Here is a 24022-nt window from a genome sequence, read left to right as displayed (position 1 = left end):
TCGCACCCTCCGCGCCGCCGGTGCCGTCGTCGCGATGACGGCCGCCGCGCTCCTGCTGCCGTTGACGCCGACGGCGCACGCGGCGCCGCCCAGCCTGCTGGCGCCGGACACCGAGGGACTGACGCCCCAGTTGGCGATCGCCTACACCCTGGCCGCGCGCGAAGCCCACGCGGCAGGGGTGCCGCTGTGGATCAACTCGGGCAAGCGCAGCCGCGCCGAGCAGGCCGCGCTGTGGCGCGACGGACTGCGCACGTACGGCAGCGCGTCGGCCGCCCGCCGGTGGGTGCTGCCGCCGAACGAGTCGACCCATGTGACTGGACAGGCGATCGACGTCGCACCCCGCGCGGGTGCGACGTGGCTGCAGCGCAACGGCTTTCGGTACGGATTGTGTCGCTCGTTCGACAACGAATGGTGGCATTTCGAACTCGCGACGCTCCCCATGACGCCGTGCCCTCCGCGGGTGCCGGACGCCTCCGTACGGCCGCGTCGCTGACCCCGCGGGCGGGGAGTCGGCTGGCTGCCCCGCAGGGTTCTGCGTCACAATGGAGCGGTGCCCGAGTATCTGTCGTACGAAGAGTTCGGCCGCAACTTCTTCGAAGTAGCGGTCACCGAGTCGCGTATCGGCGCCGCGTTCAGCGCGATCGCGGGCGAAGAGTTCCAGGTGGGACCCCTGCCGGCCGGACCCGGCGGTGTGGTCAAGGTGGTTGCCGACGTGCACATCGCCGACCCGCAGATCACCCGCGTGGTGGGCGAGCTGATCACTTTCACCGTGAAGCTGCCGCTGGCCATCGGACTGCTGATCGACCTGAAGGTCGACCGCATCCACTACGACGTCGAAGGCCTGATCACGCTCCCACTGACGGTGCGCTGCGCCAAGCCGCTGGAACTGCGCATCGAGGTGGATCCGCCGGCGCCGCGCGATGTGGTGGTGGACGTGAACTCGCGGAACATGCGCGGTGAGCTCATCCGCAACCTGGCGCAGGTCGACGCCGAGATCCGCCGGGTGATCGCGAAGACCGTGGCCGAAGAGATCGACAAGCCGGAAGTGCGCAAGGCCCGGTACATCGACGTCGCCGCCGAACTCGCGCGCGCCCTCGAGGGGACCACCGAGGAAGAGGCGGACGCCGTCGCCGACGTCGCCGAGATCGCCGAGACGGAGGCCTTCGCGGCCCTCGTCGACGACGAACCGCACGGGATCCGCGCCCTGGAGTGACGGCGTTTCCGCCGGACCCTGGCCGCGGTCGCGGATTCCTGGTTGGCTGGAGCCATGGCCACCGACGAGTCCCCAGAAGACGGCTTCTACGTGCAGGCTGATCAGCCGTACGAGCGGGACACCCGCTACATCGAGACCCGCATCACCCGCGACGGCGCCGACGGCTACCCGGTGGAACCCGGTCGCTATCGCCTGGTGGTCTCCTACGCCTGCCCGTGGGCCAACCGCACGATCATCGTGCGCCGCCTGCTGGGCCTGGAACGGGCCATCTCGATGGGCGTGTGCGGCCCCACCCACGACCAGCGATCGTGGACCTTCGACCTCGATCCCGGGGGCGTGGACCCGGTGCTCGGCATCCCCCGGCTGCAGGACGCCTACTTCACGCGCATCCCCGGCTACGAGAAGGGGATCACCGTCCCGGCCATCGTCGACGAACGCAGCGGCGCGGTGGTCACCAACGACTTCCCGCAGATCACCATCGACTTCGAGACCGAATGGGTCGACTTCCACCGGCCCGGCGCGCCGGTGCTGTACCCGGAGGATCTGCGCGCGGAGATCGACGAGGTGAACGCACTGGTCTATCGGGACGTGAACAACGGCGTCTACCGGTGCGGATTCTCCGGTTCGCAGAGCGCGTACGACGCGGCCTACGACCAGCTGTTCAGCCGCCTGGACTGGCTCTCGGAGCGGCTCGCCGATCAGCGCTACCTGGTCGGCGACACCATCACCGAGGCCGACATCCGACTGTTCACGACGCTGGCCCGCTTCGATCCGGTGTACCACGGCCACTTCAAGTGCAACCGGCAGAAGCTGTCGGAGATGCCGGTGCTGTGGGCGTACGCCCGTGACCTGTACCAGACGCCCGGCTTCGGGGATTCGACGAACTTCGATCACATCAAGCGGCACTACTACGAGGTGCACCGCGACCTGAACCCGCTCGGCATCGTGCCCAAGGGGCCGGACCTGTCGAACTGGACCACCCCGCACGGTCGCGAGGCGCTCGGCGGACGCCCGTTCGGCGACGGCGACGCCCCCGCCCCGCTCTAGGCCCCAGCGCCCTCACGAGGGACGAAATCCCCTGGTGAGGGAATAGTCCTCCCGCCCCGATGGTTGGAACTCCGTGGAATAGAAAGAGGTCCGCGGAGTGGGGTTCAGGCGTAAGAAGGTCGGTTCGAGTCAGACGTTCGCCGCCTTAGCGGTACCCAACTTCCGGATGTACGTCACCGGCGCCTTCGTGTCGAACATCGGCACCTGGATCCAGCGCGTCGCGCAGGACTGGCTGGTGCTGCAGCTCTCCGGCGGATCGGCGATGGCCGTCGGTGTCACCACCGCCCTGCAGTTCCTGCCCGCGCTGCTGCTGTCGCCGTGGGGTGGACTCCTCGCCGACCGCGTCGACAAGCGGAAGCTGCTCATCCTCACCCAATCGTGGATGGCGATCTCGGCCCTCGGGCTCGGCGCCCTCACCGTCGCCGGCGTCGCGCAGACCTGGCACGTCTATCTCTTCGCCTTGATCTTCGGTATCGGTGCGGCGCTCGACGCCCCCGCCCGGCAAGCCTTCGTCTCCGAGGTGGCCGGCCGCGAGCACCTGACGAACGCGATCGGCCTCAACAGTTCGTCGTTCAACGCCGCGCGGCTCATCGGACCCGGCATCGCGGGCCTCATCATGGCCTCGGCCGGCGTCGGCTGGGCGATTCTGACCAACGCCATCAGCTACTTCGCCTTCCTGGTGGCCCTCAGCATGCTGAACCGGAGCGAACTGTCCCGCTCGGAGCCCGTCGCCCGTGCGAAAGGTCAACTGCGCGAAGGCTTCTCGTATGTGGCGCAGCGCGCCGACCTGCTCATCGCGCTCGGGGTGGCATTCGCCGTCGGCACCTTCGGCATGAACTTCCAGATGACCAACGCGCTGATGGTGCGCGGCGAGTTCCACCTGGGCGCGGAAGCCTACGGGCTGCTCGGCTCGATCATGGGCATCGGTTCCCTTCTCGGCGCGCTGATCGCCGCGCGCCGCGGCAAGGTGCCCAGCCTGCGTTTCGTGGTGGGAGCGGCGACCGTCGTCGGCGTCATCATCACCGCCTCGGGCCTGGCTCCCAACTACCTCTGGTACGCGATCAGCCTGCCGATCACCGGACTCGTGGTCCTGCTGACCCTGACCGCCACCAACATGTACATCCAGACCAGCGTCGATCCGCAGGTCCGTGGCCGGGTGATGGCGCTCTATATGACGGTGCTGATGGGCGGCACACCGATCGGTGCGCCCCTGCTCGGCTGGCTCGCCGAGATCTTCGGCCCCCGCGCCTCCCTGATCGGCGGCGGCCTCCTGCAGCTGTTCGTGATCGGCCTGGTGGTCCTGCTGGTGCGCCGCCGTTCGGTCGCTACCGCGCGGGTACCGGAGATCGACGAGGAGACCGAAGTGGTCGACGTCGAACCCGCAGATCCCGCTCCCGCAGATCCCGATCCGGCAGACCCCGATCCCGTGGGCGTCAGCTCGTCGGAGTCCAGCCCAGCAGCACCGCCACGAGTGATCCTGCCAACACCGCCGTCGCGACAACCAGTGCCCACGCGGTGACGATCACCACGAGCCACAGCGTCCGCAGATAGACGGGCATGAAGGCGGCCAGCAGCGGGTGCCGGGTGGAGTCCGGTGTGATCCGGCCGGTGAACGAGCCGACCAACCGGGCGGCCTGCCACAGGCCGCGCGGCCGCCAGATCGACGTGGGCCCGCTCGCGAGGGCGGCGATGTCGGCCAGTTCCGTGCCGGCCCGCACGTCGGCGACGTAGTCGCGGGCCTGCGCGGTCAGGTGGTCCGGCCGCTCGATGGAGCGGGTCAGCGGGGCGAGTCGGCGGTGCACGAGTACCGGCAGCAGCACGGCGGGCAGGCACAGCAGCACCACGATGAGGATGCCGACCGGTACCCGCCACTGATCGGCGTGCTGCCACGACAGGGCGCCCACGGTCATGGCCAGCAGGCCCAGGCTCGCGGCGAGCGCCGCGATGGTCAACAGCAGGGCGCGCAGCCCGCGGCCGGTGACGGCCAGGCTGCGTGCGAAACGGTCGGCCACCGTCCGGGAATCGGGCATGGCTCACTGTACCGACGGGACCGGCACCGGTAGCCTTGCGCGAGTGTCCGGAACCGTTGTGAACCCCGCCAGCCCGTCGAATCCCGCGCCGATCAAGTCGGTCAACGCCCGTCTCGCCGACGAACTCGGCGTCGCCGAAGGCCAGGTGGCCGCGGCGGTGAAACTGCTCGACGAGGGCTCCACCGTTCCGTTCATCGCCCGCTACCGCAAGGAAGTCACCGGCAGCCTGGACGACGCACAGCTGCGTCGTCTCGAGGAGCGACTGACCTACCTGCGGGAACTCGACGAGCGTCGGCTCGCAGTCCTGGCGTCGATCGAGGAGCAGGGCAAGCTCACCGACCAGTTGCGCGCGGCCCTGATGACCGCCGACACCAAGGCCCGGATCGAAGACATCTACCTGCCGTACAAGAAGAAGCGGCGCACCAAGGCGCAGATCGCGCGGGAGGCCGGTCTGGAACCGCTCGCCGACGCGCTGTTGGCCGATCCCACGCTCGTCCCGGACGAGGCCGCTGCGGCCTACCTCGGCGAGGATGTGGCCGACGCCGCCGCCGCGCTCGACGGCGCACGCCACATCCTGATCGAGCGGGCCGGGGAGGACGCCGAACTGGTCGGCGCCGTCCGCGAGAAGTTCTGGGCCCAGGGCCGCCTGGCGACCGAGCCGAAGTCCGAGCAGATCGCCGCCACCCCCGCCGCGCAGAAGTTCCGCGACTACTTCGACTTCAGCGAGTCGCTGGAGACCATGCCCAGCCACCGGGTGCTCGCCGTGCTCCGCGGCGAGAAGGAGGGTGCGCTCAGCCTGACCTTCGACGGCGGCGAGGACGAGGACTACATCACCCTGGTGGCGGCCACGCTGGGCATCGACCGCAGCGCACCGGGCGCGGCCACCGACTGGCTGGCCACCACCGCCCGCTGGGCGTGGCGCACCAAGCTGCTGATCTCGGCCACCATCGACGCCCGCCTGGGTGTCCGCAGCCGTGCCGAGGAGCAGGCGGTCACGGTCTTCGCCACCAACCTGAAGGACCTGTTGCTGGCCGCCCCGGCCGGCACCCGCGCGACGCTGGGCCTGGATCCCGGCTTCCGCACCGGCGTGAAGGTCGCCGTGGTCGACGGCACCGGCAAGCCGCTGGACACCGCGGTGATCTACCCGCATCAGCCCGCCAACAAGTGGGATCAGGCCAAGGCCGGCCTCGCCGCGCTGATCGCCGAGTACGACGTGGAGCTCGTCGCGATCGGTAACGGCACCGCCTCGCGCGAGACCGATGCGCTCGCCACCGAGCTGATCGCCGACCTGCGTAAGGCGGGTCGGGCCGCTCCGGCGAAGGCCGTCGTCTCCGAAGCGGGCGCGTCGGTGTACTCGGCCTCCGAGTACGCCTCCGCCGAGTTGCCCGACATGGACGTCTCCCTGCGCGGCGCGGTGTCCATCGCCCGCCGCCTGCAGGATCCGCTCGCCGAACTGGTGAAGATCGACCCGAAGTCGATCGGCGTGGGGCAGTACCAGCACGACGTGACCCCCGGGACGTTGGCCAAGAGCCTGGACGCGGTGGTCGAGGACGCGGTGAACGCCGTCGGCGTGGACCTCAACACCGCGTCGGTGCCGCTGCTGTCGCGCGTGTCCGGCGTGACCCCGACCTTGGCGCAGGCCATCGTGAACCACCGCGACGGCGTCGGCGCCTTCGCCAGCCGCAAGGCGCTGCTCGACGTGCCGCGCCTGGGCCCCAAGGCGTTCGAGCAGTGCGCGGGCTTCCTGCGGATCACCGGCGGCGACGATCCGCTCGACGCCTCCGGCGTCCACCCGGAGTCGTATCCGGTGGTGCGCCGCATCCTGGACCGCACCGGCCTCGCCCTCGGCGAACTGATCGGCGACACCCGGACGCTGCGCACCCTGCAGCCCGCGGAGTTCGCGGACGAACGCTTCGGCGTGCCCACCGTGACCGACATCCTGAGCGAACTGGAGAAGCCGGGCCGCGACCCGCGTCCGGCGTTCGCCACCGCCACCTTCGCGCGGGGCGTGGAGAAGGTCGCCGACCTCAAGCCCGGCATGGTGCTCGAAGGCGTCGTCACCAACGTCGCCGCGTTCGGTGCCTTCGTCGACGTCGGCGTCCACCAGGACGGCCTCGTGCATGTCTCGGCGATGAGCGACAAGTTCGTCTCCGACCCGCACGAGGTGGTCCGCTCGGGCCAGGTGGTGAAGGTGAAGGTCGTCGAGGTGGACACCGACCGCCAGCGCATCGGCCTGACCCTGCGTCTGAACGACGAACCGGGCGACCGCGCCAAGCGCGGCGGCGGTCGGCCCGGCGGCGATCGGCCGGGCAACAGCCCACGGGGCGGTAAGCCCCAGTCGGGCAACCGCCAGGGTGGCAACACGCGGGGTGGTGGCCGCCAGGGTGGGAATCGCCAGGGCGGCGGGGGACGCTCGGACAGCGCCGCCTCGGGCTCCATGGCACAGGCATTGCGGGACGCCGGCTTCGGTCGCTGACAGCGGCCCCGTTTCGGCTACTGGGCGACGCTCGCCGATCCGGACGGCAACCAGTTCTGCGTCGCCGCAGCCGCCGATCACTGACCGCCGGTTACAGGTCCTCGCTGGCGATGTAGCGGCGGCGCGCCGACAACAGCTGTACCTCGGGGCGCGACGCGGCGAGGCGTTCGACGGCGTCGAGCACATCGACCACGTGGGCGCGATCGGCGCTCACCGCAGCGGCCCCGAGGCCGGCGCGGCGGTGCAGGTCGCGGTGCTCCACCTCGGCGACCGAGACGTCGTACTTGCGGGCGATCTCGGCGACGATCGGGCGCACCACCGATCGCTTCTCTTTGAGCGAGTGCACATCGCCGAGCAGGAAATCGAGTTCTACAGTTCCAATCCACATACGGGTGCCGAGCCTAACGCACGCGGGCGCCCGTCGGATAGAGCTGCTTGGCGAGCGCTCGCTTGTCGGCCACGGCGGTGGCGACCTCGTCGACGGTGTAGCCGCCGGCGACGGGACGATCGGGGATCGGGTCGTCGCCGGACAGGATCGGCCAGCGGCTGCCCAGGTCGGCGAGCGAGGCGTGCTTGGTGCCGTAGTAGTCCGGTTTCGGGACGACGGCGACGCCGGAGTCGCCGGCCGCGGCGGCCAGCAGGTGCGGGTGGAAGCGGGTGGACAGCCAGGTGGCGCCGTGCCCGGTCGGCAGGCCGTCCCGCCACACGTCGAGGAAGGTCCGGATCCGGGCGCCGTCGAGGCGGTCGCCCATCAACGTCGGCACGGTCATGTCGTAGCCGGGAATGGCCTCGACCACGGTGACCTTCTCGGCAGGCACCGCCCAGGCGTCCAGGGTCGCCGTCAGCAGGTCGGCGAGGGCCGTCGGACCGCTCGCCTCGCCGCGACGGAAGTCCTCGGTCAGATCGCTCTGGGCGCAGAGCACCACCTCGCCGCTCGGCGGCACTGCGGTGGGCCGCTGCAGACGCGGCGACAGCCATGCATCATCGCCGTGTCGCGTGGCCGCGGCGATGCCGTCGAGCAGCTCGAAGGACGGTCGGTCCCGGACATCGAACACGGTGAATTGCGCTGCGTCCGTGAGGAATCGGCTCAGCGCCTCGCCCTCGAGGGCGGGGACGAGACCCTGCCCGGTGGCCACGGCGCGGGCGCCGGTGACTCGGGAGACCTCGGCGACCGCCGCCACCAGTGCCATCTGATGCGGCCACACCCGGTTGATGTAGCCGCCGCCGACCAGGTGAATGGTCTTGGCGCGCAACAGCATCTCCACGCCGGAACCCTCGGCGGGCGCCACCCCGAAGCGGCTCGCGGCCGCGGCCACCCACTCCCAGGGCCGCACCGGATCGATGTCGGAGTCCTCCGGTGCCGAATTCGCATGGTGGGTCAACTCCCACAGGGTGTTGACGAAGATCGCCCGCGAATTGGCCTGCCGCAGAAGGAGATTCGCCGATCCGGGCCGACCGCAGTCGACGACGACGGTGGCCAGCGGACGGTGCCGCGCGAAGTAGCGCAGCCACGCCTCCATGATCAGTTCGTCGCCGTAGTTGGGGTAGCCGGCCGGACCCACCAGGTAGATCAGGTCGTGGAACTCGAAGGCGCGGCGCGCTTGCCTGCGCAGCGTGGCCAGGCGAGAGGGTGCAGTGTTCACGGTGGAGAAATGTCGGTCAGTCCTCGGTGTCGCCGATGAGGGTGGCGACGTGATCGGGGACGAACTTGCTCAGCGAGCGCGGCGGCCGTACGTAGTTGCCCGACGACAGCGGCCGCTTGGGCAGCTTCACCACCGGGCTCGGCACATTCGTGTACGGGATGGTGGAGAGCAGGTGCGCGATCATGTTGAGGCGCGCGGCCTTCTTGTTGTCCGACTCCACCACGAACCAGGGGCTGGCGGAGGTGTCGGTGTGCACCATCATCTCGTCCTTGGCGCGCGAGTAGTCCTCCCACCGGTAGATGGATTCCAGATCCATCGGGGAGAGCTTCCACTGCCGCACCGGGTCGTCGCGGCGGGCGCGGAACCGGCGGAGCTGCTCGGCGTCGGACACCGAGAACCAGTACTTGCGCAGCAGGATGCCGTCGTCGATCAGCATCTGCTCGAAGATCGGGGTCTGGCGCAGGAAGCGGGTGTGCTCCTCGGGGGTGCAGAAGCCCATCACCTTCTCGACGCCTGCGCGGTTGTACCAGGACCGGTCGAGCAGCACGATCTCACCGGGCGCGGGCAGGTGCGCCACGTAGCGCTGGTAGTACCACTGGCCCTTCTCCCGGTCGGTCGGCGCGGGCAGTGCGGCCACCCGGGCGACGCGGGGGCTCAGGTACTGGGTGATGCGCTTGATGGCGCCGCCCTTGCCCGCGGCGTCGCGGCCCTCGAAGATCACCACGACGCGTGCGCCGGTGGCGCGGACCCACTCCTGCAGGGCGACCAGTTCGGTCTGCAAGCGGAAGAGCTCGGACTCGTAAGCCTTCTTGGACAGCGAGTTGGTCGACTGCGACTTCTTCTTCTTGGTCTTTTCCTGCTTGCTCATAGCGTGATCCTAGTGTGCGGTGCGGATAGGGAGAGGTGGAGTGCTCTACAGTGCGTCGACAGCGGCGATCTCGGCCTGCAGCTCGGCCACCGAGGCGTCGATACGGGCGCGGGAGAACTCGTTGATCTCCAGCCCCTCGACGATCTGCCAGTCGGTGCCGTCCGAGCGGACCGGGAACGAGCAGACGAGGCCTTCGGGAACGCCGTAGAGGCCCGGCGAGACGATGGCGGCCGACGTCCAGCCCTCGCTCGCGGTGCCGAGTGCCCAGTCGCGCACGTGGTCGATGGTGCCGTTGGCGGCGGACGCCGCCGAGGAGGCGCCGCGCGCGGCGATGATCGCCGAACCGCGTTGCGCCACCGTCGGAATGAAGTCGTCCACCAGCCAGTCGCGGTCGGCTGCGAGTGCCGCGCCGGTCAGCTCGCCCGCGAGCGCGTGGAAGATGTCCGGGTACTGGGTGGCCGAGTGGTTGCCCCAGATGGTGATACCGCTGATCGCGGTCACCGGCACGTCGGCGCGCCCGGCCAGCTGAGCGATCGCCCGGTTGTGGTCGAGGCGGGTGAGTGCCGAGAAGCGTTCGCGCGGAATGTCGGGCGCGTTCCGCGCGGCGATCGCGGCATTGGTGTTGGCCGGATTGCCGACGACGGTGATGCGCACGTCGTCGGCCGCGACCTCGCCCAGCACCTTGCCCTGCGCGGAGAACACCGACGCGTTGGCCGACAGCAGGTCGGCGCGCTCCATGCCCTTGGTGCGGGGCTTGGCACCGATCAGCAGGGCCTGCTGCACGCCGTCGAAGGCGGCGCGCGGATCGTCGAAGATCTCCACCGACGCGAGCTGCGGCAGGGCGCAGTCGTCGAGCTCCATCGCGATGCCCTCCGCGGCGCCCAGGGCGGCGGCAGTTCGAGCAGGCGCAGGTGCACCGGCTGGTCGCGGCCGAGCATGGCGCCGGCGGCGACGCGGAAGAGCGCGGCGTAACCGATGGTGCCCGCGGCGCCGGTGACCGTCACCGTGACGGGCGGCTTGGTGAAGGCGGTGGAGTGGGTCGAGGAGGTGGGCATGTGAGCGCCTTTCGTCGGTCCCCGGCGGGAAGACCGGGGGCGGGGCTGGGTGCGGGTGAGTTCGGGCGTCAGTTCGCGCGCAGGCGCAGACCCGCGTTCGGGTCGGCGTCATTGGTGAGCGCGAGCTCGTTGCCGTCGATGCGGTAGGTCACCGAACCGCGCAGCGTGTCGAGCACGACCTGTTCCACGCGGGCGATCTCGGGCGGGCACGCCATCTTGGTGGCGGCGATCGAACTGAAGGTGATCTTGTCGCCGGCCACCGTGGCGTTGCCGCGGAAGTTGTTGCAGCCGGTGGACCCGGAGACCGTGCCGTCGTCGGCCAGTCGGAGGTTCGGGGCGGAGTCCTCGATGGCGCGGGAGGACTCGACGGCCTGCTCGGTCACGATGGCGGTCACCGTCCAGGTGGTGCCGGTCAGCGCGGTGTTCGCGCGTTCGACGAGGGTCACCGCACGGCGGGCGTCGCCCTCCCCGCGGGTGAGCGTGAGGGTGTCGTCGGCGAGAGACCAGGTCAGCGGGCCGGACAGGAAGTCGGCGAGCCACGCGTCGGCCTGCTCGGCCGGACCCGGGCAGGCCATCATCGTGGAGGCGAGCTGCCCGGGCGTCATCGTCGCGCCGTCGAACGTCACCTCGCCCATGTGGCGGTTGCAGCCCGCGGTGGCCGCGATCCGGCCGGGCTGGGGGAAGGTCAGTTCCACCGGGCCGCCGCCGGGGATCGCGGGCCCGGTCACCTCGGTGGACAGATAGGTCTTGCCCACCAGCGCCGACGGCTCGGCCTGGGCGGCGGCTTCGTCGGAGCCGCATGCGGTCAGGGCGGCCACGGCGACCAGCGCCAGCACCGCGTTGAGACGGAGGATTCTGCGGTAGGAGCTCACACAGACAACGGTAGTGCACTGACCCCATGCCCGTGTCGGCCCGACCCGCGTACGGTAGATCACGATTCGTACCCGGACGCCGTCCGTTCGGGGGTAGCCACGGCAAGGAGTGGGATAGTCACCGATGGGTAAGTTCTCGAACGCGATGTGGCGCATGCTCGGTGCGCAGGCGACGCGTAACCAGTCGAAGTCTGTGGCGATGATCGAAGCCTCGACCGCTCACGACGACTGGGCGCAGGCGCTGACCGACGACGAATTCGCTTCGGCCGCAGCCGAATTGGACGTCACCACCGAGAGCGGCCGCACGCGGTTCCTCGCCTTGGCGCGGGAGGGCGGCACGCGATCCCTGGAGATGACGCCGTTCGACGTGCAGTTGCAGGGTGCGCTGCGCATGCTCGACGGCGACGTGGTGGAGATGGCCACCGGTGAGGGCAAGACCCTGGCCGGCGCGATCGCCGCCGTCGGTTTCGCCCTGTCCGGGCATTCGGTGCACGTCATCTCGGTGAACGACTACCTCGCCGGTCGTGACGCGAAGTGGATGAAGCCGCTGTACGACCTGTTCGGCATCGACGTGGGCGCGCTGTCGGAGAAGTCGACCCCGGACGAGCGGCGCGCGGCCTACGACTGCCCGGTGACCTACGGCTCGGTCAACGAGATCGGCTTCGACGTCCTCCGCGATCACCTGGTCCTGACCGCCGACGCTCTCGTCGCGCCGGTGCCCGACGTGGCGATCGTCGACGAGGCCGACTCGGTGCTCGTCGACGAGGCGCTGGTGCCGCTGATCCTGGCGGGCGCGACACCGGCCGCAATCCCCAACAGCGCGATCTTCGATGTGGTCTCCCGCCTCAAGGCCAAGCACTACGACATCGACGCCGACGGCCGGAACGTCTCGCTCACCGAAGAGGGCGCGCAGCTCGTCGAGGCCACCCTCGGCGGCATCAACCTGTACGACGACGAACACGTCGGCTCCACCCTGGTGCACGTCAACGTCGCGCTCTACGCGTACTACCTGCTCGAACGCGACGTGGACTACATCGTCCGCGACGGCGGGGTGCACCTGATCAACGCCTCGCGCGGTCGCGTGGCCCGTCTGCAGCGCTGGCCCGACGGCGTGCAGGCCGCCGTCGAGTTCAAGGAGGGTCTGGAGCTGACCGAGGCCGGCGAGGTGATCGACACGATCACCGTGCAGGCGCTGATCGGCCGCTACCCGAAGGTCGCAGGCATGACCGGCACCGCCATCGCCGCCGGCGAGCAGTTCCGGCAGTTCTACGGCCTCGAGGTATCGCAGATCCCGTCGAACGCGCCGAACATCCGCGAGGACGAGCCGGACCGCGTCTACGACACCAAGGCCAACAAGGTCGAGGCCGTCGTCGACTTCGTGGCGGCCACGCACGAGACCGGACAGCCGATCCTGATCGGCACCCACGACGTCGCCCAGTCCGAAGAGCTGGCCTACTTCCTGGAGCGCGCCGGGGTCACGGCGGTGGTCCTCAACGCCAAGAACGACGCCGAAGAGGCCGCGATCATCGCCGAGGCCGGCCGCAAGAACGCGGTGACCGTCTCCACGCAGATGGCCGGACGCGGCACCGACATCCGCCTCGGCGGCTCGGACGGCGACGACGACGCGCGCGAGGAGGTTCTCGACCTCGGGGGCCTGTGCGTGGTCGGCACCGGCCGGTACGACACCGAGCGGCTGGACAACCAGCTGCGCGGCCGCGCCGGCCGCCAGGGCGACCCGGGCCGCTCGGTGTTCTTCTCCAGCCTGGAGGACCCGCTGGTCACCAAGAACATCACCACGCTGCGCGAAGTGCAGGCCGACGCTCCGGACGGCCTCCTGGGCCCCAAGGGCATCGAGACCGTCGAGCAGGCGCAGCGCATCGCCGAGGCCGCCATGCTGACCCTGCACTCGAACACCTGGAGCTACAACAAGCAGGTCAACGAGCAGCGCGAGTCGATCGTGCGACGCCGCATGAACGTGCTCAAGACCGACGCCGCCGCACGCGACCTGGAGAAGGCCGAGCCCGAGCGCTGGTCCGAACTCGCCGAGGACCTCGACGACGAGGTGTTGACCGACGCGGCCCGCGAGATCGTGCTGTACCACCTGGACCGCGCCTGGGCCGATCACCTGGCCTACGTGGCCGACGTGCAGGCCAGCATCCACCTACGGGCGCTCGGCGCGCAGAGCCCGCTGGAGGAGTTCCACAAGCTGATCTTCGGCGAGTTCACCCAGATCGTCGACGAGGCCATGACCGCGGCGGCGGCGACCTTCCGCGAGGTGACGATCACCGCCGACGGCGTCGACCTCGACGGGGCCGACCTGCACCGTTCCACCATGACCTGGACCTACCTGGTCAACGAGAACCAGTTCTCCGCCGGTTCGCAGGCGATGCAGGGGATTGTGGGCATCTTCCGATGACCCGGGCTCCCGGCCCGTCGGCACAGCCGGTCCCGTCAGGCGAGTCCGCCCCGCCGGAACGCGCCGACACCCCGTGGACGGTGCCCAACGCGCTCAGCCTGATGCGGCTGGCGCTGATCCCGGTGTTCGTCTGGGTCCTCATGGGCGCCGACTCGCCCGGCTGGGCGCTGGCGATCCTGATCGTCTCGGGGCTCTCGGACTGGCTCGACGGCAAGCTCGCCCGTTGGCTCGATCAGTCGTCCAAGATCGGTGCGCTGCTCGACCCGGCGGCCGACCGGCTGTACGTGATCGTGATTCCGATCTGCTTCGGTCTCAAGGGATACGTGCCGTGGTGGGTCATCGGGCTGATCGTCGCGCGCGATGTGCTGCTGCTGGGCACCGCGCCACTGCTCAAGAGCCGCGGCATCACCGCCCTGCCCACGCTGTACATCGGCAAGGCGGCGACGTTCGCGCTGATGAGTTCGTTCCCGTGGCTGCTCGGCGGGCAGATCGACGGGATCGTCGGCACCGTGGCCTTCCCGATCGGCTGGGCCTTCCTGATCTGGGGCGTCGGCATGTACCTGTGGACGCTGGTTCTGTACTGGATCCAGACGGTGCAGGTGGTGCGGACGCTACCCAGGGGGATGGCAGCGGCCGCTGCCGCCGACCGATAGAGTTCTACGCGGCGTGCGCACAGCGCGTCGTCCGAGAAGCCGGGGCCGACGCCCCGGACGCAGAAAGGTGAGACCGTGACTTCCACCCAGGTTCCCGCGGAACTGCGCTACACCGACGACCACGAGTGGCTCCGCAAGGTCGGTCCGTCGACCGTGCGCGTGGGCATCACCGACTTCGCGCAGGACGCGCTGAACGACGTGGTCTTCGTGCAGCTGCCCGACGTCGACTCCGAGGTGACCGCCGGTGAATCGTTCGCCGAGGTGGAGTCGCACAAGAGTGTCTCGGACATCTTCGGCCCGCTGGCCGGCACGGTCTCGGCGACCAACGACGCCGTCGTGGACGCGCCGGAACTGGTCAATTCGGACCCCTACGGCGAGGGCTGGCTGGTGGAGATCACCGTCGCCGACGACGCCGATCTGGACGCCCTGATGGCCGCGCTTCTCGACGCGGACGGATACCTCCAGGTCATCGCCGACTGATCGGCGAGGAACTCGGCGCAGTAGAATTCGAACCATGCCCGATCGTCGGCGACTCGCTGACGGCGACGGGGGTGAACCGGTAGGTTCTCTGGGTAAGAGATCCTGCCCGCGAACGCACTCAACGGCGAGGAGTGTTCGCTGCCATGTATGTGCTTGACAGGACCGACCCAGGGTCGGCGAAGGAGTTGTGGTGAGCGGTAAAGACGACGGTTACGAAGCACCGGTGGAGACCACTTCGGTATTCCGTGAGGAGTTCATCAAGGAGATCGACGCGCCCGCGACGACTCCGGAAGCCGGTGAGACCGGTGTGGAGCGGCTGCTGCCCGGCACGGCCCTCCTGGTGGTCAAGCGCGGCCCCAACGCGGGCTCGCGCTTCCTGCTGGACCAGGCGACCACCTCGGCCGGTCGCCATCCCGACAGCGACATCTTCCTCGACGATGTGACGGTCAGCCGTCGCCACGCCGAGTTCCGCCTGTCCGGCAACGACTTCAAGGTGGTCGACGTCGGGAGCCTGAACGGCACCTACGTGAACCGTGAGCCGGTCGACGACGCGACGCTCACCAGTGGTGACGAGGTGCAGATCGGCAAGTTCCGTCTCGTCTTCCTGTCCGGCCCGCGCGCCGGAGAATAGGACTGCCACCTCCCGTGACAGCGAACGCTGCCCGCGCGGATTCCGCGCGCTCGGACGTCGGAAGCCGGTCGATGTCGATCGGTGCGGTCCTCACGCTTCTGCGCGAGGACTTCCCGGACGTGACCATCTCCAAGATTCGCTTCTTGGAGGCGGAGGGTCTGGTGACGCCCGAGCGTGCGCCGTCGGGCTACCGCCGGTTCACCGAATCCGACTGCGAGCGTTTGCGATTCATCCTGACGGCGCAGCGCGACCGGTATCTGCCGCTCAAGGTGATCCGCGAGCAGCTGGATGCGATCGACGCCGAAGCGGCGGAGGGTCCGGGTACGCGGCTGCTGTCGTCGGCCCGCAGCGCGGTGGCCCCGGCCACCGACTTCGCCACGCGGGGCGGTCGTGTGTCGCGGGAAGCGCTGATCGAGCGCACCGGCGTGGACAACGCCTTCATCAGCGAGCTGATGCGCAACAGCCTGCTGGCCTCCGGCCCGGGCGGTTTCTTCGACGAGGACGCGGTGCGGCTGGTGGAAGCCGCCGCGGCGCTCGCGAACTTCGGTCTGGAGACGCGCCACCTGCGCGCCTTCAAGGTGAGCGCCGACCGCGAGGCCGGTCTGGTCGCGCAGATCGCCGGCCCCATCGCCAAGGGCAAGGGGACCGGTGCGCGTGACCGCGCCGAGGAACTCATCCGGGAGATGGCGGCGCTGTCGGTGACGCTGCATACTCAACTGGTGAAGGCCGCGGTCCGCGGCGTCCTCGACTGAGTGCCTCGACCGAGCAGTGCGCAGTACCGGTAGAAAGGGCTGAACCATGGGTGAGATGCGAATCGTCGGGATCCGAGTGGAGGCCCCGCAGAACCAGCCCGTGCTGCTGCTGCGTGAGGCCGAAGGCGCTCGTTACCTGGCCATCTGGATCGGACAGAGCGAAGCGGCGTCGATCGCGTTGCAGCAGCGCGGTATCGAGCCGCCGCGGCCGTTGACGCACGACCTGATCGTGAATCTGTGCGCGGCGTTCGACCAGGAACTGACGCAGGTCCGCATCGTGGACATGCAGGAGGGCACCTTCTACGCCGAGATGGTCTTCAGCGGCGGTGCCGTGGTCTCGGCCCGGCCGTCGGATGCGATCGCCGTGGCGATGCGCGTCGGTGCGTCGATCGTCGCCAGCGAAGAGGTGCTCGACGACGCCGGGCTGTCGATGCCGGACGAAGACGGCGAAGCGCCGGGCGAAGCCGCGAGCGACGACGACCTCGAAGCCTTTCGGGAGTTCCTCGACCACGTCTCGCCCGAGGATTTCCTCGGTCCCGAGTCCTGACGGTCACGGAACGGTCACTGCTCGGTCACTGTTGACCTACACCTCAACTTTAGGTTGAGGTTTGCCCGCGCGTCGCGTTGTTTCGTCGCCCCGCAGTCCCTAGTTTCAATGTCAACGCCGTCGCCAACTCGCGCGGCCGACACACTGAACTGATTCGGCGGAGTATCCTCGTTGAGAGGACTTCCACCGGTCCGATGTTGCGTGAGGGAGACACCGTGGGCGACCAGCCTTCTGATCCGCGTGCCGACGAGCAGAGCGTGCTCGATGAGCGAGTGACCGAACCCGTACAGGGCGGCCTCGACGAAGTGGCGCCGGGGCTGTTCCCGAACGACACCGTCCCCGACGAACTCGTCGGCTACCGCGTGCCGAGCGCCTGCCAGATCGCCGGCATCACCTACCGCCAGCTCGACTACTGGGCCCGCACCTCGCTGGTGGTGCCGTCCATTCGCGGCGCGGCCGGTTCCGGCAGCCAGCGGCTGTACTCCTTCAAGGACATCCTGGTCCTCAAGATCGTCAAGCGACTGCTCGACACCGGCATCTCGCTGCAGAACATCCGCGTCGCCGTCGACCACCTCCGCCAGCGCGGCGTCGAGGACCTCGCCCGCATCACCCTCTTCTCCGACGGCACCACCGTCTACGAATGCACCTCCGCCGAGGAGGTCGTCGACCTCCTGCAGGGCGGTCAGGGCGTGTTCGGCATCGCCGTCTCCGGCGCCATGCGCGAGCTCACCGGCACCATCGCCGACTTCCCGGGCGAGCGCGCCGACGGCGGCGTCACCGAGACCGCCCCGGAGGACGAACTGGCCGCCCGCCGGAAGAATCGCACGCGTCGCACCGGATAGCTCCTCGGTCCCGGTGTGGGTAGACTTACGGCCACGTCGCTGAGCTGCGGGAGAGAGTCCCATCCGGGGCCGCCGAAGGAGCAACACCTCTCCGTCAAACTCTCAGGCAGAAGGACCGTGGCAACAGTCGGCGTCTCTGGAAAGTGACCGGTTCGTACCCTCTTGCTGGGTGCCGGCCGGTCCGCCCACGGTGAAAGGCACCGCCGCGGCCTGCACGGTCTCGGCGCGCTGAATCTCTCAGGCGTCCCGCCCCGGCGTGACATGACAGAGGGGGAGGGCCCTTGTCCGGCGCCGCGCCGGACCGACCAGACGAGGCCGTCCCGCCATGACCGAAATCCTGCCCGCACCCTTCGTGGCCCGCCACATCGGACCCGACGCGGACGAAACCGCACGCATCCTCGAGGTCCTCGACGTGGCCTCCCTCGACGAACTCGCCGAGCGCGTGGTGCCCGCCGCGATCGCCGACCCGGCCGGTGCGCTGGCCGCCCTCGACGCGCCGCTCACCGAAGCCGAGACCACCGCGCGCCTGCGCGCGCTGGCCGGCAAGAACACCGTCGCGCGCAGCATGATCGGCCTCGGCTACTACGACACCCACACCCCGGCCGTCCTCAAGCGCAACATCATCGAGAGCCCCGCCTGGTACACCGCGTACACCCCGTACCAGCCGGAGATCAGCCAGGGCCGCCTCGAGGTGCTGCTGAACTTCCAGACCATGGTCGCCGATCTGACCGGCATGGAGGTGGCCAACGCGTCGATGCTCGACGAGGCCACCGCGGCCGCCGAAGCGATGACCCTGCTGCGTCGAGCCGGTAAGTCCAAGTCCCCGCGCCTGGTGGTCGACGTCGACCTGTTCCCGCAGACCCGTGCGCTGATCGAGACCCGCGCCGAGCCACTCGGCATCGAGGTGGTCGAGGCCGCACTGGATGCCGCAGCCGCCGACGGCGGGCTGCCCGAGGGCGAGTTCTTCGGCGTCATCCTGCAGGTGCCGGGCGCGAGCGGCCGGGTGGTCGACGCGACGTCGATCATCGCCGCGGCCCACGAGCGCGGTGCCCTGGTCGCGGCCGGCGTCGATCTGCTGGCCGCCACCCTGATCACCCCGCCCGGCGAACAGGGCGCCGACGCGTGCTTCGGCACCACCCAGCGCTTCGGCGTGCCGATGGGCTTCGGTGGACCGCACGCGGGCTACCTCGCCGTGCACGCCAAGCTCACCCGTCAGCTGCCCGGCCGCCTCGTCGGCGTGTCCAAGGATGCCGACGGCAACCTCGCCTACCGTCTGTCGCTGCAGACCCGCGAGCAGCACATCCGCCGGGAGAAGGCCACCAGCAACATCTGCACCGCGCAGGTCCTGCTGGCCGTCCTCGCCGCGATGTACGCCTCGTACCACGGCCCGGCAGGGTTGACCGAGATCGCGCAGCGCGTCCACGGTCGCGCGGTCGCGCTGGCCACGCGCCTGGCCGCGGGCGGTCGCACGGTGGCCCACCGCCGGTTCTTCGACACCGTCGAGGTGCGGGTGCCCGGCGAGGCCGCGGCCATCGTCGCCGCCGCCAAGGCCGACCACGGCATCAACCTGCGCCTGATCGACGCCGACCGCGTCGGCATCGCGTGCGACGAGACCACCACCGAGGCCGACGTGGCCGACGTGCTGTCGGTGTTCGGCATCGCCGCGGACGGGTCGGCGGACGAGGACTTCGTCGTCGAGGTCGCCGACCGCACCAGTGGCTTCCTCGGCCACCCGTCGTTCCATCGCTACCGCACCGAGACCGCCATGCTGCGGTACCTGCGCATGCTGTCGGACAAGGACGTCGCCCTGGACCGCAGCATGATCCCGCTGGGCTCGTGCACCATGAAGCTCAACGCCACCACCGAGATGGAGCCGATCACCTGGCCCGAGTTCGGCGGCCTGCATCCCTTTGCGCCGCTGGAGGATTCGGCTGGCATCCGGGAGCTGATCACCACCCTGGAGGACTGGCTGGTGGCCATCACCGGTTACGACCGGGTAAGCCTGCAGCCGAACGCCGGTTCGCAGGGCGAGTACGCGGGCCTGCTCGCGATCCGCAAGTACCACCTCGCCGCCGGTGACACCGAGCGCGACATCTGCCTGATCCCGTCGAGCGCGCACGGCACCAACGCCGCGTCCGCGGTGATGGCGGGCATGCGCGTGGTGGTGGTGGCCTGCCGCGAGAACGGCGACGTCGACACCGACGACCTGCGGGCCAAGATCGACAAGCACCGCGATGAACTCGCCGCGATCATGATCACGTACCCGTCCACGCACGGCGTCTTCGAGCACGAGATCACCGACATCTGCGCGGCCGTGCACGATGCCGGCGGCCAGGTGTACGTGGACGGCGCCAACCTGAACGCTCTGGTCGGGCTCGCCCGACCGGGCCGGTTCGGCGGCGACGTCTCGCATCTGAACCTGCACAAGACCTTCTGCATCCCGCACGGCGGCGGCGGCCCGGGCGTCGGCCCGGTGGCGGTGCGCGAGCACCTGGCGCCGTTCCTGCCGAGCCACCCGCTGGCGTCGGAGCTGCCGGACACCGGCATCACGATCTCGGCCGCCCCGTACGGCTCGGCGTCGATCCTGCCGATCACCTACGCCTACATCGCGATGATGGGTGCCCAGGGGCTGCGTGAGGCCACGCTGACCGCGATCGCCTCGGCCAACTACATCGCGCGGCGGCTGGACGAGTACTTCCCGGTGCTCTACACCGATCCGAACGGTTGGGTGGCGCACGAATGCATCCTGGATCTGCGCGATCTCATCAAGGAGACCGGGGTCAGCGTCGACGATGTGGCCAAGCGCTTGGCGGACTACGGCTTCCACGCGCCGACCATGAGCTTCCCGGTGGCCAACACCCTGATGGTGGAGCCCACCGAGAGCGAGAACCTCGACGAGATCGACGCCTTCATCGACGCGATGGTGGCCATCCGCGGGGAGATCGCCAAGGTCGCCGACGGCACCTGGACCGTCGACGACAACCCGCTCGCCGGCGCCCCGCACACCGCCGAATGCCTGGCGGCCGAGTGGGATCGCGGCTACGACCGGATGACCGCGGTGTACCCGAGCGGCCTGCCGTCGGCCGGGGCGCGCGCCAAGATCTGGCCGTCGGTGCGCCGTATCGACCAGGCCTTCGGCGACCGGAACCTGGTCTGCAGCTGCCCGCCGATCGAGGCGTTCGCGCAGGACTGACACTCCCGGCCTGACGGGGAGTAGCGTCGATCGCACGATCGATCAACCCCGGAGGCCGTCGTGAGCCGAGTCCGCGTGCACAACCTGTTCATCTCGCTCGACGGCTACAGTGCGGGCACCTATGTGACCGAGGACGAGCCGATCGGGAAGGCCCGTGCCCTCTTCGGCGACTTCGACGGCCGGGTCATCGAAGGCATCCATCGCGTCGACGAGCCGATCACCGCCGACCGCATCTTCACCAGCACCTGGGGACAGGGGATCGGCGCGGAGATCATGGGCCGCCGCAAGTTCGGGCCGCAGACCGGACCGTGGGGCCACGACGACTGGCGCGGGTGGTGGGGCGATGCGCCGCCGTTCCGGACCCCGGTGGTGGTGTTGACCCATCATGAGCGGGCGCCGCTGGCGTTCGACAACGGCACCGTCTTCCATTTCCTGAACGCTCGGCCCGCGGAGGCGCTGGCCTTCGCGCGGGACCTGGCCGACGGCGGCGACATCCGGCTCGGCGGCGGACCGTCGACCGTTCGTCAGTTTCTGCAGGCCGATCTCGTCGACTTCCTGCACCTGGTCACCGTGCCGGTGGTGCTGGGCGAGGGCGAATCGATCTGGCCGGGCTGCGCGGGGATCGAGGACGGTTTCGCGGTCGAAACCGTCACCACCGGCAGCGGCGTGACGCACCGGTTGTTCAACCGCACGCGCTGAGCGCGTTGCGCCACGGCAGGCATCGAGCACCCGTCGTCGTCCGCCCCTCCGGGCATGCAGTAATAATCAAGGGAGCAATGACACTCGCCACACTCGGAGGACGACAGTGACCGAATCAGTAGACCCGCAAGACTTTGTCGCGGCCGTGTATGCGGGCCTATCGGCGCCGGGCGCGCCCTTCGAACTGCAGCAGGAAGAAGTGCTCGGCGCCGAGATCCCGGTGCTCGTTCATCGCGATCGCTCGTTGGGCGCGGTCCTCGCCGACTCCCTCCGCTTCGGTGATCGGGACTACCTGATCACCGAGAACACCCGCATGACCTTCGCCGAGCACGGTGCGGCGGTCGCCGCCTTCGCCACCGCGCTGCGCGATCGGTACGGCGTCGGGAAGGGCGACCGCGTCGGCATCCTGGCTGCCAACACCCCCGAATGGGTGGTGGCCTTCTGGGCGGCGCAGACCCTCGGCGCCATCGCCGTCGGCTACAACTCGTGGTGGGCACCGCGCGAGGTGGCCTACTCGGTGGAACGCACCGAGCCGACCGTGATCGTCGCCGACGCCAAGCGTGCGGCGGTCCTGGCCGAGGCCGGTGTCGACGTCCCGGTGATCACCATGGAAGAGACGATGCCCGCGCTGCTCACCGAGTTCGCCGGCGCGGCGCTGCCGGAGACCGAGGTCGACGAGGAGGATCCCGCGGTCATCCTGTTCACCAGCGGTACCAGCGGTCGCCCCAAGGGGGCGGTGCACTCGCAGCGCAACGTCCTCGGCGTGATCGACTACCACCGGCACAGCGATGCCGTGCTGGCCGCCTTCACCGGTGCCGAATGGACCAAGGACACCGTGTCCGAGCGGCGCTACCTGCTGACCTCGCCGCTGTTCCACATCGCCAGCCTGCACAATCTGGCGCTGCCGCGGCTGGCCACCGGCGGTGCCGTGGTGATCTACCAGGGCGCCTTCGACCCCGAGCGCGCGCTGGCCCTGGTCGCCAAGGAGAAGGTCACCAACTGGGCCGTGGTGCCCACGATGGCCCAGCGCATCCTGGAGGTCGACGACCTCGAGAAGTTCGACCTGTCGGCGATGTCGGCCTTCGCGCTGGCGTCGGCGCCGTCGTCCCCGGCTCTGCAGCAGCGGCTGCGCGAACGGCTCCCGTTCGCCGAGTTCTCGCTGGTCGACAGCTATGGCATGACCGAATGCGCCACCGCCATCGCGGTGGCCACCCCGCTCGACCTGATGGCGGTGCCCGGCAACGTCGGACGCCCCGTGTTGGGCGTCCAGATGGAACTGCGCGACCCGGAGGGCAACCGCGTCCCCGACGGCGAGCTCGGCGAGGTCTGCGCACGCAGTGCCTACGTGATGCTCGGCTACTGGAACGACGAGGCGGCCACCGCGGCTGCGATCACCGAGGACCGCTGGCTGCGTACCGGCGACTACGGCGTGATCGACGGCGGACGACTGTTCCTCACCGGCCGGCGCTCGGACCTGATCCTGCGCGGCGGCGAGAACATCTACCCGGTGGAGGTGGAGCAGGTGCTCGACGAGCACCCGGCCGTCGACGAGTCGCTGGTGCTCGGCATCGACGACGCCGACCTCGGTTCCACGGTCGGTGCGGTGGTGGTGCTGCGCGAGGACCTGCCCGCCGACGAGACGCCCACCGAGGAGGAACTGACCGCGTTCGCCCGCGAGCGGCTGGCCTACTTCAAGGTGCCGACCACGTGGCGGATCACCTCGGATCCGTTGCCGCGCAACGCGACCGGCAAGACGATGCGCGCGAAGGTGACGATCTGACATGAGTGATACGACGCCCTCTCGGTTCGCCGGACGGACCGCGATCGTCACCGGTGCCGCCTCCGGTATCGGCGCCGCCGTCGCGCGCCGCCTCGTGGCCGAGGGGGCGTCGGTCGTCGCCGTGGACATCGCCGCCGACGCACTGACGCAGGTGGCTGCCGAACTCGGCGACGCCTGCGCGCCCGTCGTCGCCGACGTCACCGACGAGGACGCGGTCGCCGCGGCGGTGGCGACCGCTGTGCAACGGTTCGGCGGCCTCGATCTGGCCTTCAACGTCGCCGGGGCCTCCCGCTACGGCGCGGTCACCGACCTGGCCGCGGCGGACTGGGATTTCACCGTCGACCTGGTGCAGAAGGCGGTGTTCCTGTGCGTCAAGCATCAGGCCCGCCAGCTGGTGGCGCAGGGCCGCGGCGGCGCGATCGTCAACGTCGCCTCGCTCAACGCGCACATCCCGATGGTGGGCGGGAGTCCGTACTCCACCGGCAAGGCCGGGGTGGAGATGTTCAGCAAGAACGCCGCCCTGGAACTGGCCCCCGCCGGGATCCGCGTCAACGCGGTGCTGCCCGGTCTCATCGACACCCCGTTGGTGTCCCCGGTCCTGGGCTACGAGCCCGCCAAGGAGCTGTTCCTGGAGCGCATCCCGCTGCGCCGCCCGGGCAGCCCCGACGAAGTGGCCGGCCCCTGCCTGTATCTGGCCTCTGACGACGCCGCCTACATCACCGGCACCTCACTGGTGATCGACGGCGGCTGGGAGATCTCCAACTACGCGGACCTGTCGAGCCTCGGCACGACCTGACGATCTGACCAGCACGAAGGAAAGAAGAC

General features: G+C 69.7%; 21 protein-coding genes, 1 pseudogene and 1 riboswitch. Of the genes and pseudogenes, 16 read left to right on the top strand and 6 right to left on the bottom strand.

Features of this window, described 5'->3' with window-relative positions; all coding sequences use genetic code 11:
* The first annotated feature begins 34 nt into the window (after positions 1-34).
* From MUG78_RS15345 to MUG78_RS15330, 4 genes are all read left to right on the top strand, one after another.
* Complete coding sequence (locus tag MUG78_RS15345) at positions 35-493, top strand: M15 family metallopeptidase (protein ID WP_246997095.1); 459 nt, start codon at positions 35-37, stop codon at positions 491-493.
* 57 nt (positions 494-550) lie between these two features.
* Positions 551-1213: a hypothetical protein gene (locus tag MUG78_RS15340; protein WP_246996267.1), complete on the top strand. Its 663-nt coding sequence runs from the start codon at positions 551-553 to the stop codon at positions 1211-1213.
* A 54-nt stretch (positions 1214-1267) separates the two neighbouring features.
* Positions 1268-2260 carry a glutathione S-transferase family protein gene (locus tag MUG78_RS15335; RefSeq protein ID WP_246996266.1) on the top strand — a complete coding sequence of 331 codons (993 nt, stop codon included), beginning with the start codon at positions 1268-1270 and terminating at the stop codon, positions 2258-2260.
* Positions 2261-2426: 166 nt separating this feature from the next.
* Positions 2427-3779: an MFS transporter gene (locus tag MUG78_RS15330; protein ID WP_246996265.1), complete on the top strand. Its 1353-nt coding sequence runs from the start codon at positions 2427-2429 to the stop codon at positions 3777-3779.
* Here MUG78_RS15330 and MUG78_RS15325 read toward each other — a convergent pair.
* Positions 3694-4290 carry a hypothetical protein gene (locus tag MUG78_RS15325; protein ID WP_246996264.1) on the bottom strand — a complete coding sequence of 199 codons (597 nt, stop codon included), beginning with the start codon at positions 4288-4290 and terminating at the stop codon, positions 3694-3696. The two genes, MUG78_RS15330 and MUG78_RS15325, sit on opposite strands and share 86 nt — an antisense overlap.
* Here MUG78_RS15325 and MUG78_RS15320 point away from each other — a divergent pair.
* Positions 4289-6766 carry a Tex family protein gene (locus MUG78_RS15320; protein ID WP_246996263.1) on the top strand — a complete coding sequence of 826 codons (2478 nt, stop codon included), beginning with the start codon at positions 4289-4291 and terminating at the stop codon, positions 6764-6766. The two genes, MUG78_RS15325 and MUG78_RS15320, sit on opposite strands and share 2 nt — an antisense overlap.
* A gap of 91 nt (positions 6767-6857) precedes the next feature.
* Here MUG78_RS15320 and MUG78_RS15315 read toward each other — a convergent pair whose 3' ends face one another.
* The 5 genes and pseudogenes from MUG78_RS15315 to MUG78_RS15295 form a co-directional block, all read right to left on the bottom strand.
* Complete coding sequence (locus MUG78_RS15315) at positions 6858-7154, bottom strand: DUF503 domain-containing protein (RefSeq protein ID WP_246996262.1); 297 nt, start codon at positions 7152-7154, stop codon at positions 6858-6860.
* 13 nt (positions 7155-7167) lie between these two features.
* Complete coding sequence (locus MUG78_RS15310) at positions 7168-8409, bottom strand: polysaccharide pyruvyl transferase family protein (RefSeq protein ID WP_246996261.1); 1242 nt, start codon at positions 8407-8409, stop codon at positions 7168-7170.
* A 16-nt stretch (positions 8410-8425) separates the two neighbouring features.
* Positions 8426-9277 carry a polyphosphate kinase 2 gene (ppk2, locus tag MUG78_RS15305; RefSeq protein WP_246996259.1) on the bottom strand — a complete coding sequence of 284 codons (852 nt, stop codon included), beginning with the start codon at positions 9275-9277 and terminating at the stop codon, positions 8426-8428.
* Between the two features lie 45 nt (positions 9278-9322).
* Positions 9323-10332 (bottom strand): annotated as a pseudogene (locus tag MUG78_RS15300) (malate dehydrogenase).
* Between the two features lie 68 nt (positions 10333-10400).
* A complete protein-coding gene (locus MUG78_RS15295; protein WP_246996257.1) occupies positions 10401-11204 on the bottom strand; it encodes an META domain-containing protein in 804 nt (267 codons plus the stop codon).
* A gap of 124 nt (positions 11205-11328) precedes the next feature.
* Between MUG78_RS15295 and secA2 the strand changes: the two genes are divergently transcribed.
* The 11 genes from secA2 to MUG78_RS15240 all read left to right on the top strand — a co-directional run bounded on the left by secA2 (position 11329) and on the right by MUG78_RS15240 (position 23993).
* Entirely contained in the window at positions 11329-13620 is a 2292-nt protein-coding gene (secA2, locus tag MUG78_RS15290) for an accessory Sec system translocase SecA2 (RefSeq protein WP_246996255.1), read from the top strand.
* Complete coding sequence (locus tag MUG78_RS15285) at positions 13617-14273, top strand: CDP-alcohol phosphatidyltransferase family protein (RefSeq protein ID WP_281499849.1); 657 nt, start codon at positions 13617-13619, stop codon at positions 14271-14273. The genes secA2 and MUG78_RS15285 overlap by 4 nt, the downstream gene beginning before the upstream one ends.
* Positions 14274-14348: 75 nt before the next feature.
* Positions 14349-14753 carry a glycine cleavage system protein GcvH gene (gene gcvH, locus MUG78_RS15280; protein ID WP_246996253.1) on the top strand — a complete coding sequence of 135 codons (405 nt, stop codon included), beginning with the start codon at positions 14349-14351 and terminating at the stop codon, positions 14751-14753.
* Positions 14754-14943: 190 nt separating this feature from the next.
* Positions 14944-15384, top strand: coding sequence for a glycogen accumulation regulator GarA (gene garA / locus MUG78_RS15275; RefSeq protein ID WP_246996251.1), 441 nt, complete (start codon positions 14944-14946; stop codon positions 15382-15384).
* 14 nt (positions 15385-15398) lie between these two features.
* Positions 15399-16136 (top strand): transcriptional regulator FtsR, encoded by a 738-nt coding sequence (gene ftsR, locus MUG78_RS15270; protein ID WP_443669988.1) that lies wholly within the window; start codon positions 15399-15401, stop codon positions 16134-16136.
* 46 nt (positions 16137-16182) lie between these two features.
* Entirely contained in the window at positions 16183-16683 is a 501-nt protein-coding gene (locus tag MUG78_RS15265) for a bifunctional nuclease family protein (RefSeq protein ID WP_246996249.1), read from the top strand.
* Positions 16684-16898: 215 nt separating this feature from the next.
* A complete protein-coding gene (locus MUG78_RS15260) occupies positions 16899-17525 on the top strand; it encodes a MerR family transcriptional regulator (protein ID WP_372493294.1) in 627 nt (208 codons plus the stop codon).
* Between the two features lie 37 nt (positions 17526-17562).
* A riboswitch (glycine riboswitch) is annotated at positions 17563-17653 on the top strand.
* Positions 17654-17850: 197 nt separating this feature from the next.
* A complete protein-coding gene (gcvP, locus tag MUG78_RS15255) occupies positions 17851-20718 on the top strand; it encodes an aminomethyl-transferring glycine dehydrogenase (RefSeq protein ID WP_246996245.1) in 2868 nt (955 codons plus the stop codon).
* 60 nt (positions 20719-20778) lie between these two features.
* Positions 20779-21417 (top strand): dihydrofolate reductase family protein, encoded by a 639-nt coding sequence (locus MUG78_RS15250; RefSeq protein ID WP_246996243.1) that lies wholly within the window; start codon positions 20779-20781, stop codon positions 21415-21417.
* A 106-nt stretch (positions 21418-21523) separates the two neighbouring features.
* Positions 21524-23197 carry a steroid-24-oyl-CoA synthetase gene (gene casG / locus MUG78_RS15245; RefSeq protein WP_246996241.1) on the top strand — a complete coding sequence of 558 codons (1674 nt, stop codon included), beginning with the start codon at positions 21524-21526 and terminating at the stop codon, positions 23195-23197.
* 1 nt (position 23198) lies between these two features.
* The gene (locus MUG78_RS15240) at positions 23199-23993 is read left to right on the top strand and encodes an SDR family NAD(P)-dependent oxidoreductase (protein WP_246996239.1); all 795 of its coding nucleotides are present in this window, start codon (positions 23199-23201) and stop codon (positions 23991-23993) included.
* Positions 23994-24022: the final 29 nt, after the last annotated feature.

Source organism: Gordonia alkaliphila, assembly GCF_023017165.1.
Classification (GTDB): Bacteria; Actinomycetota; Actinomycetes; order Mycobacteriales; family Mycobacteriaceae; genus Gordonia; species Gordonia alkaliphila.
This window is presented reverse-complemented; position numbering and strand designations above follow the sequence as displayed.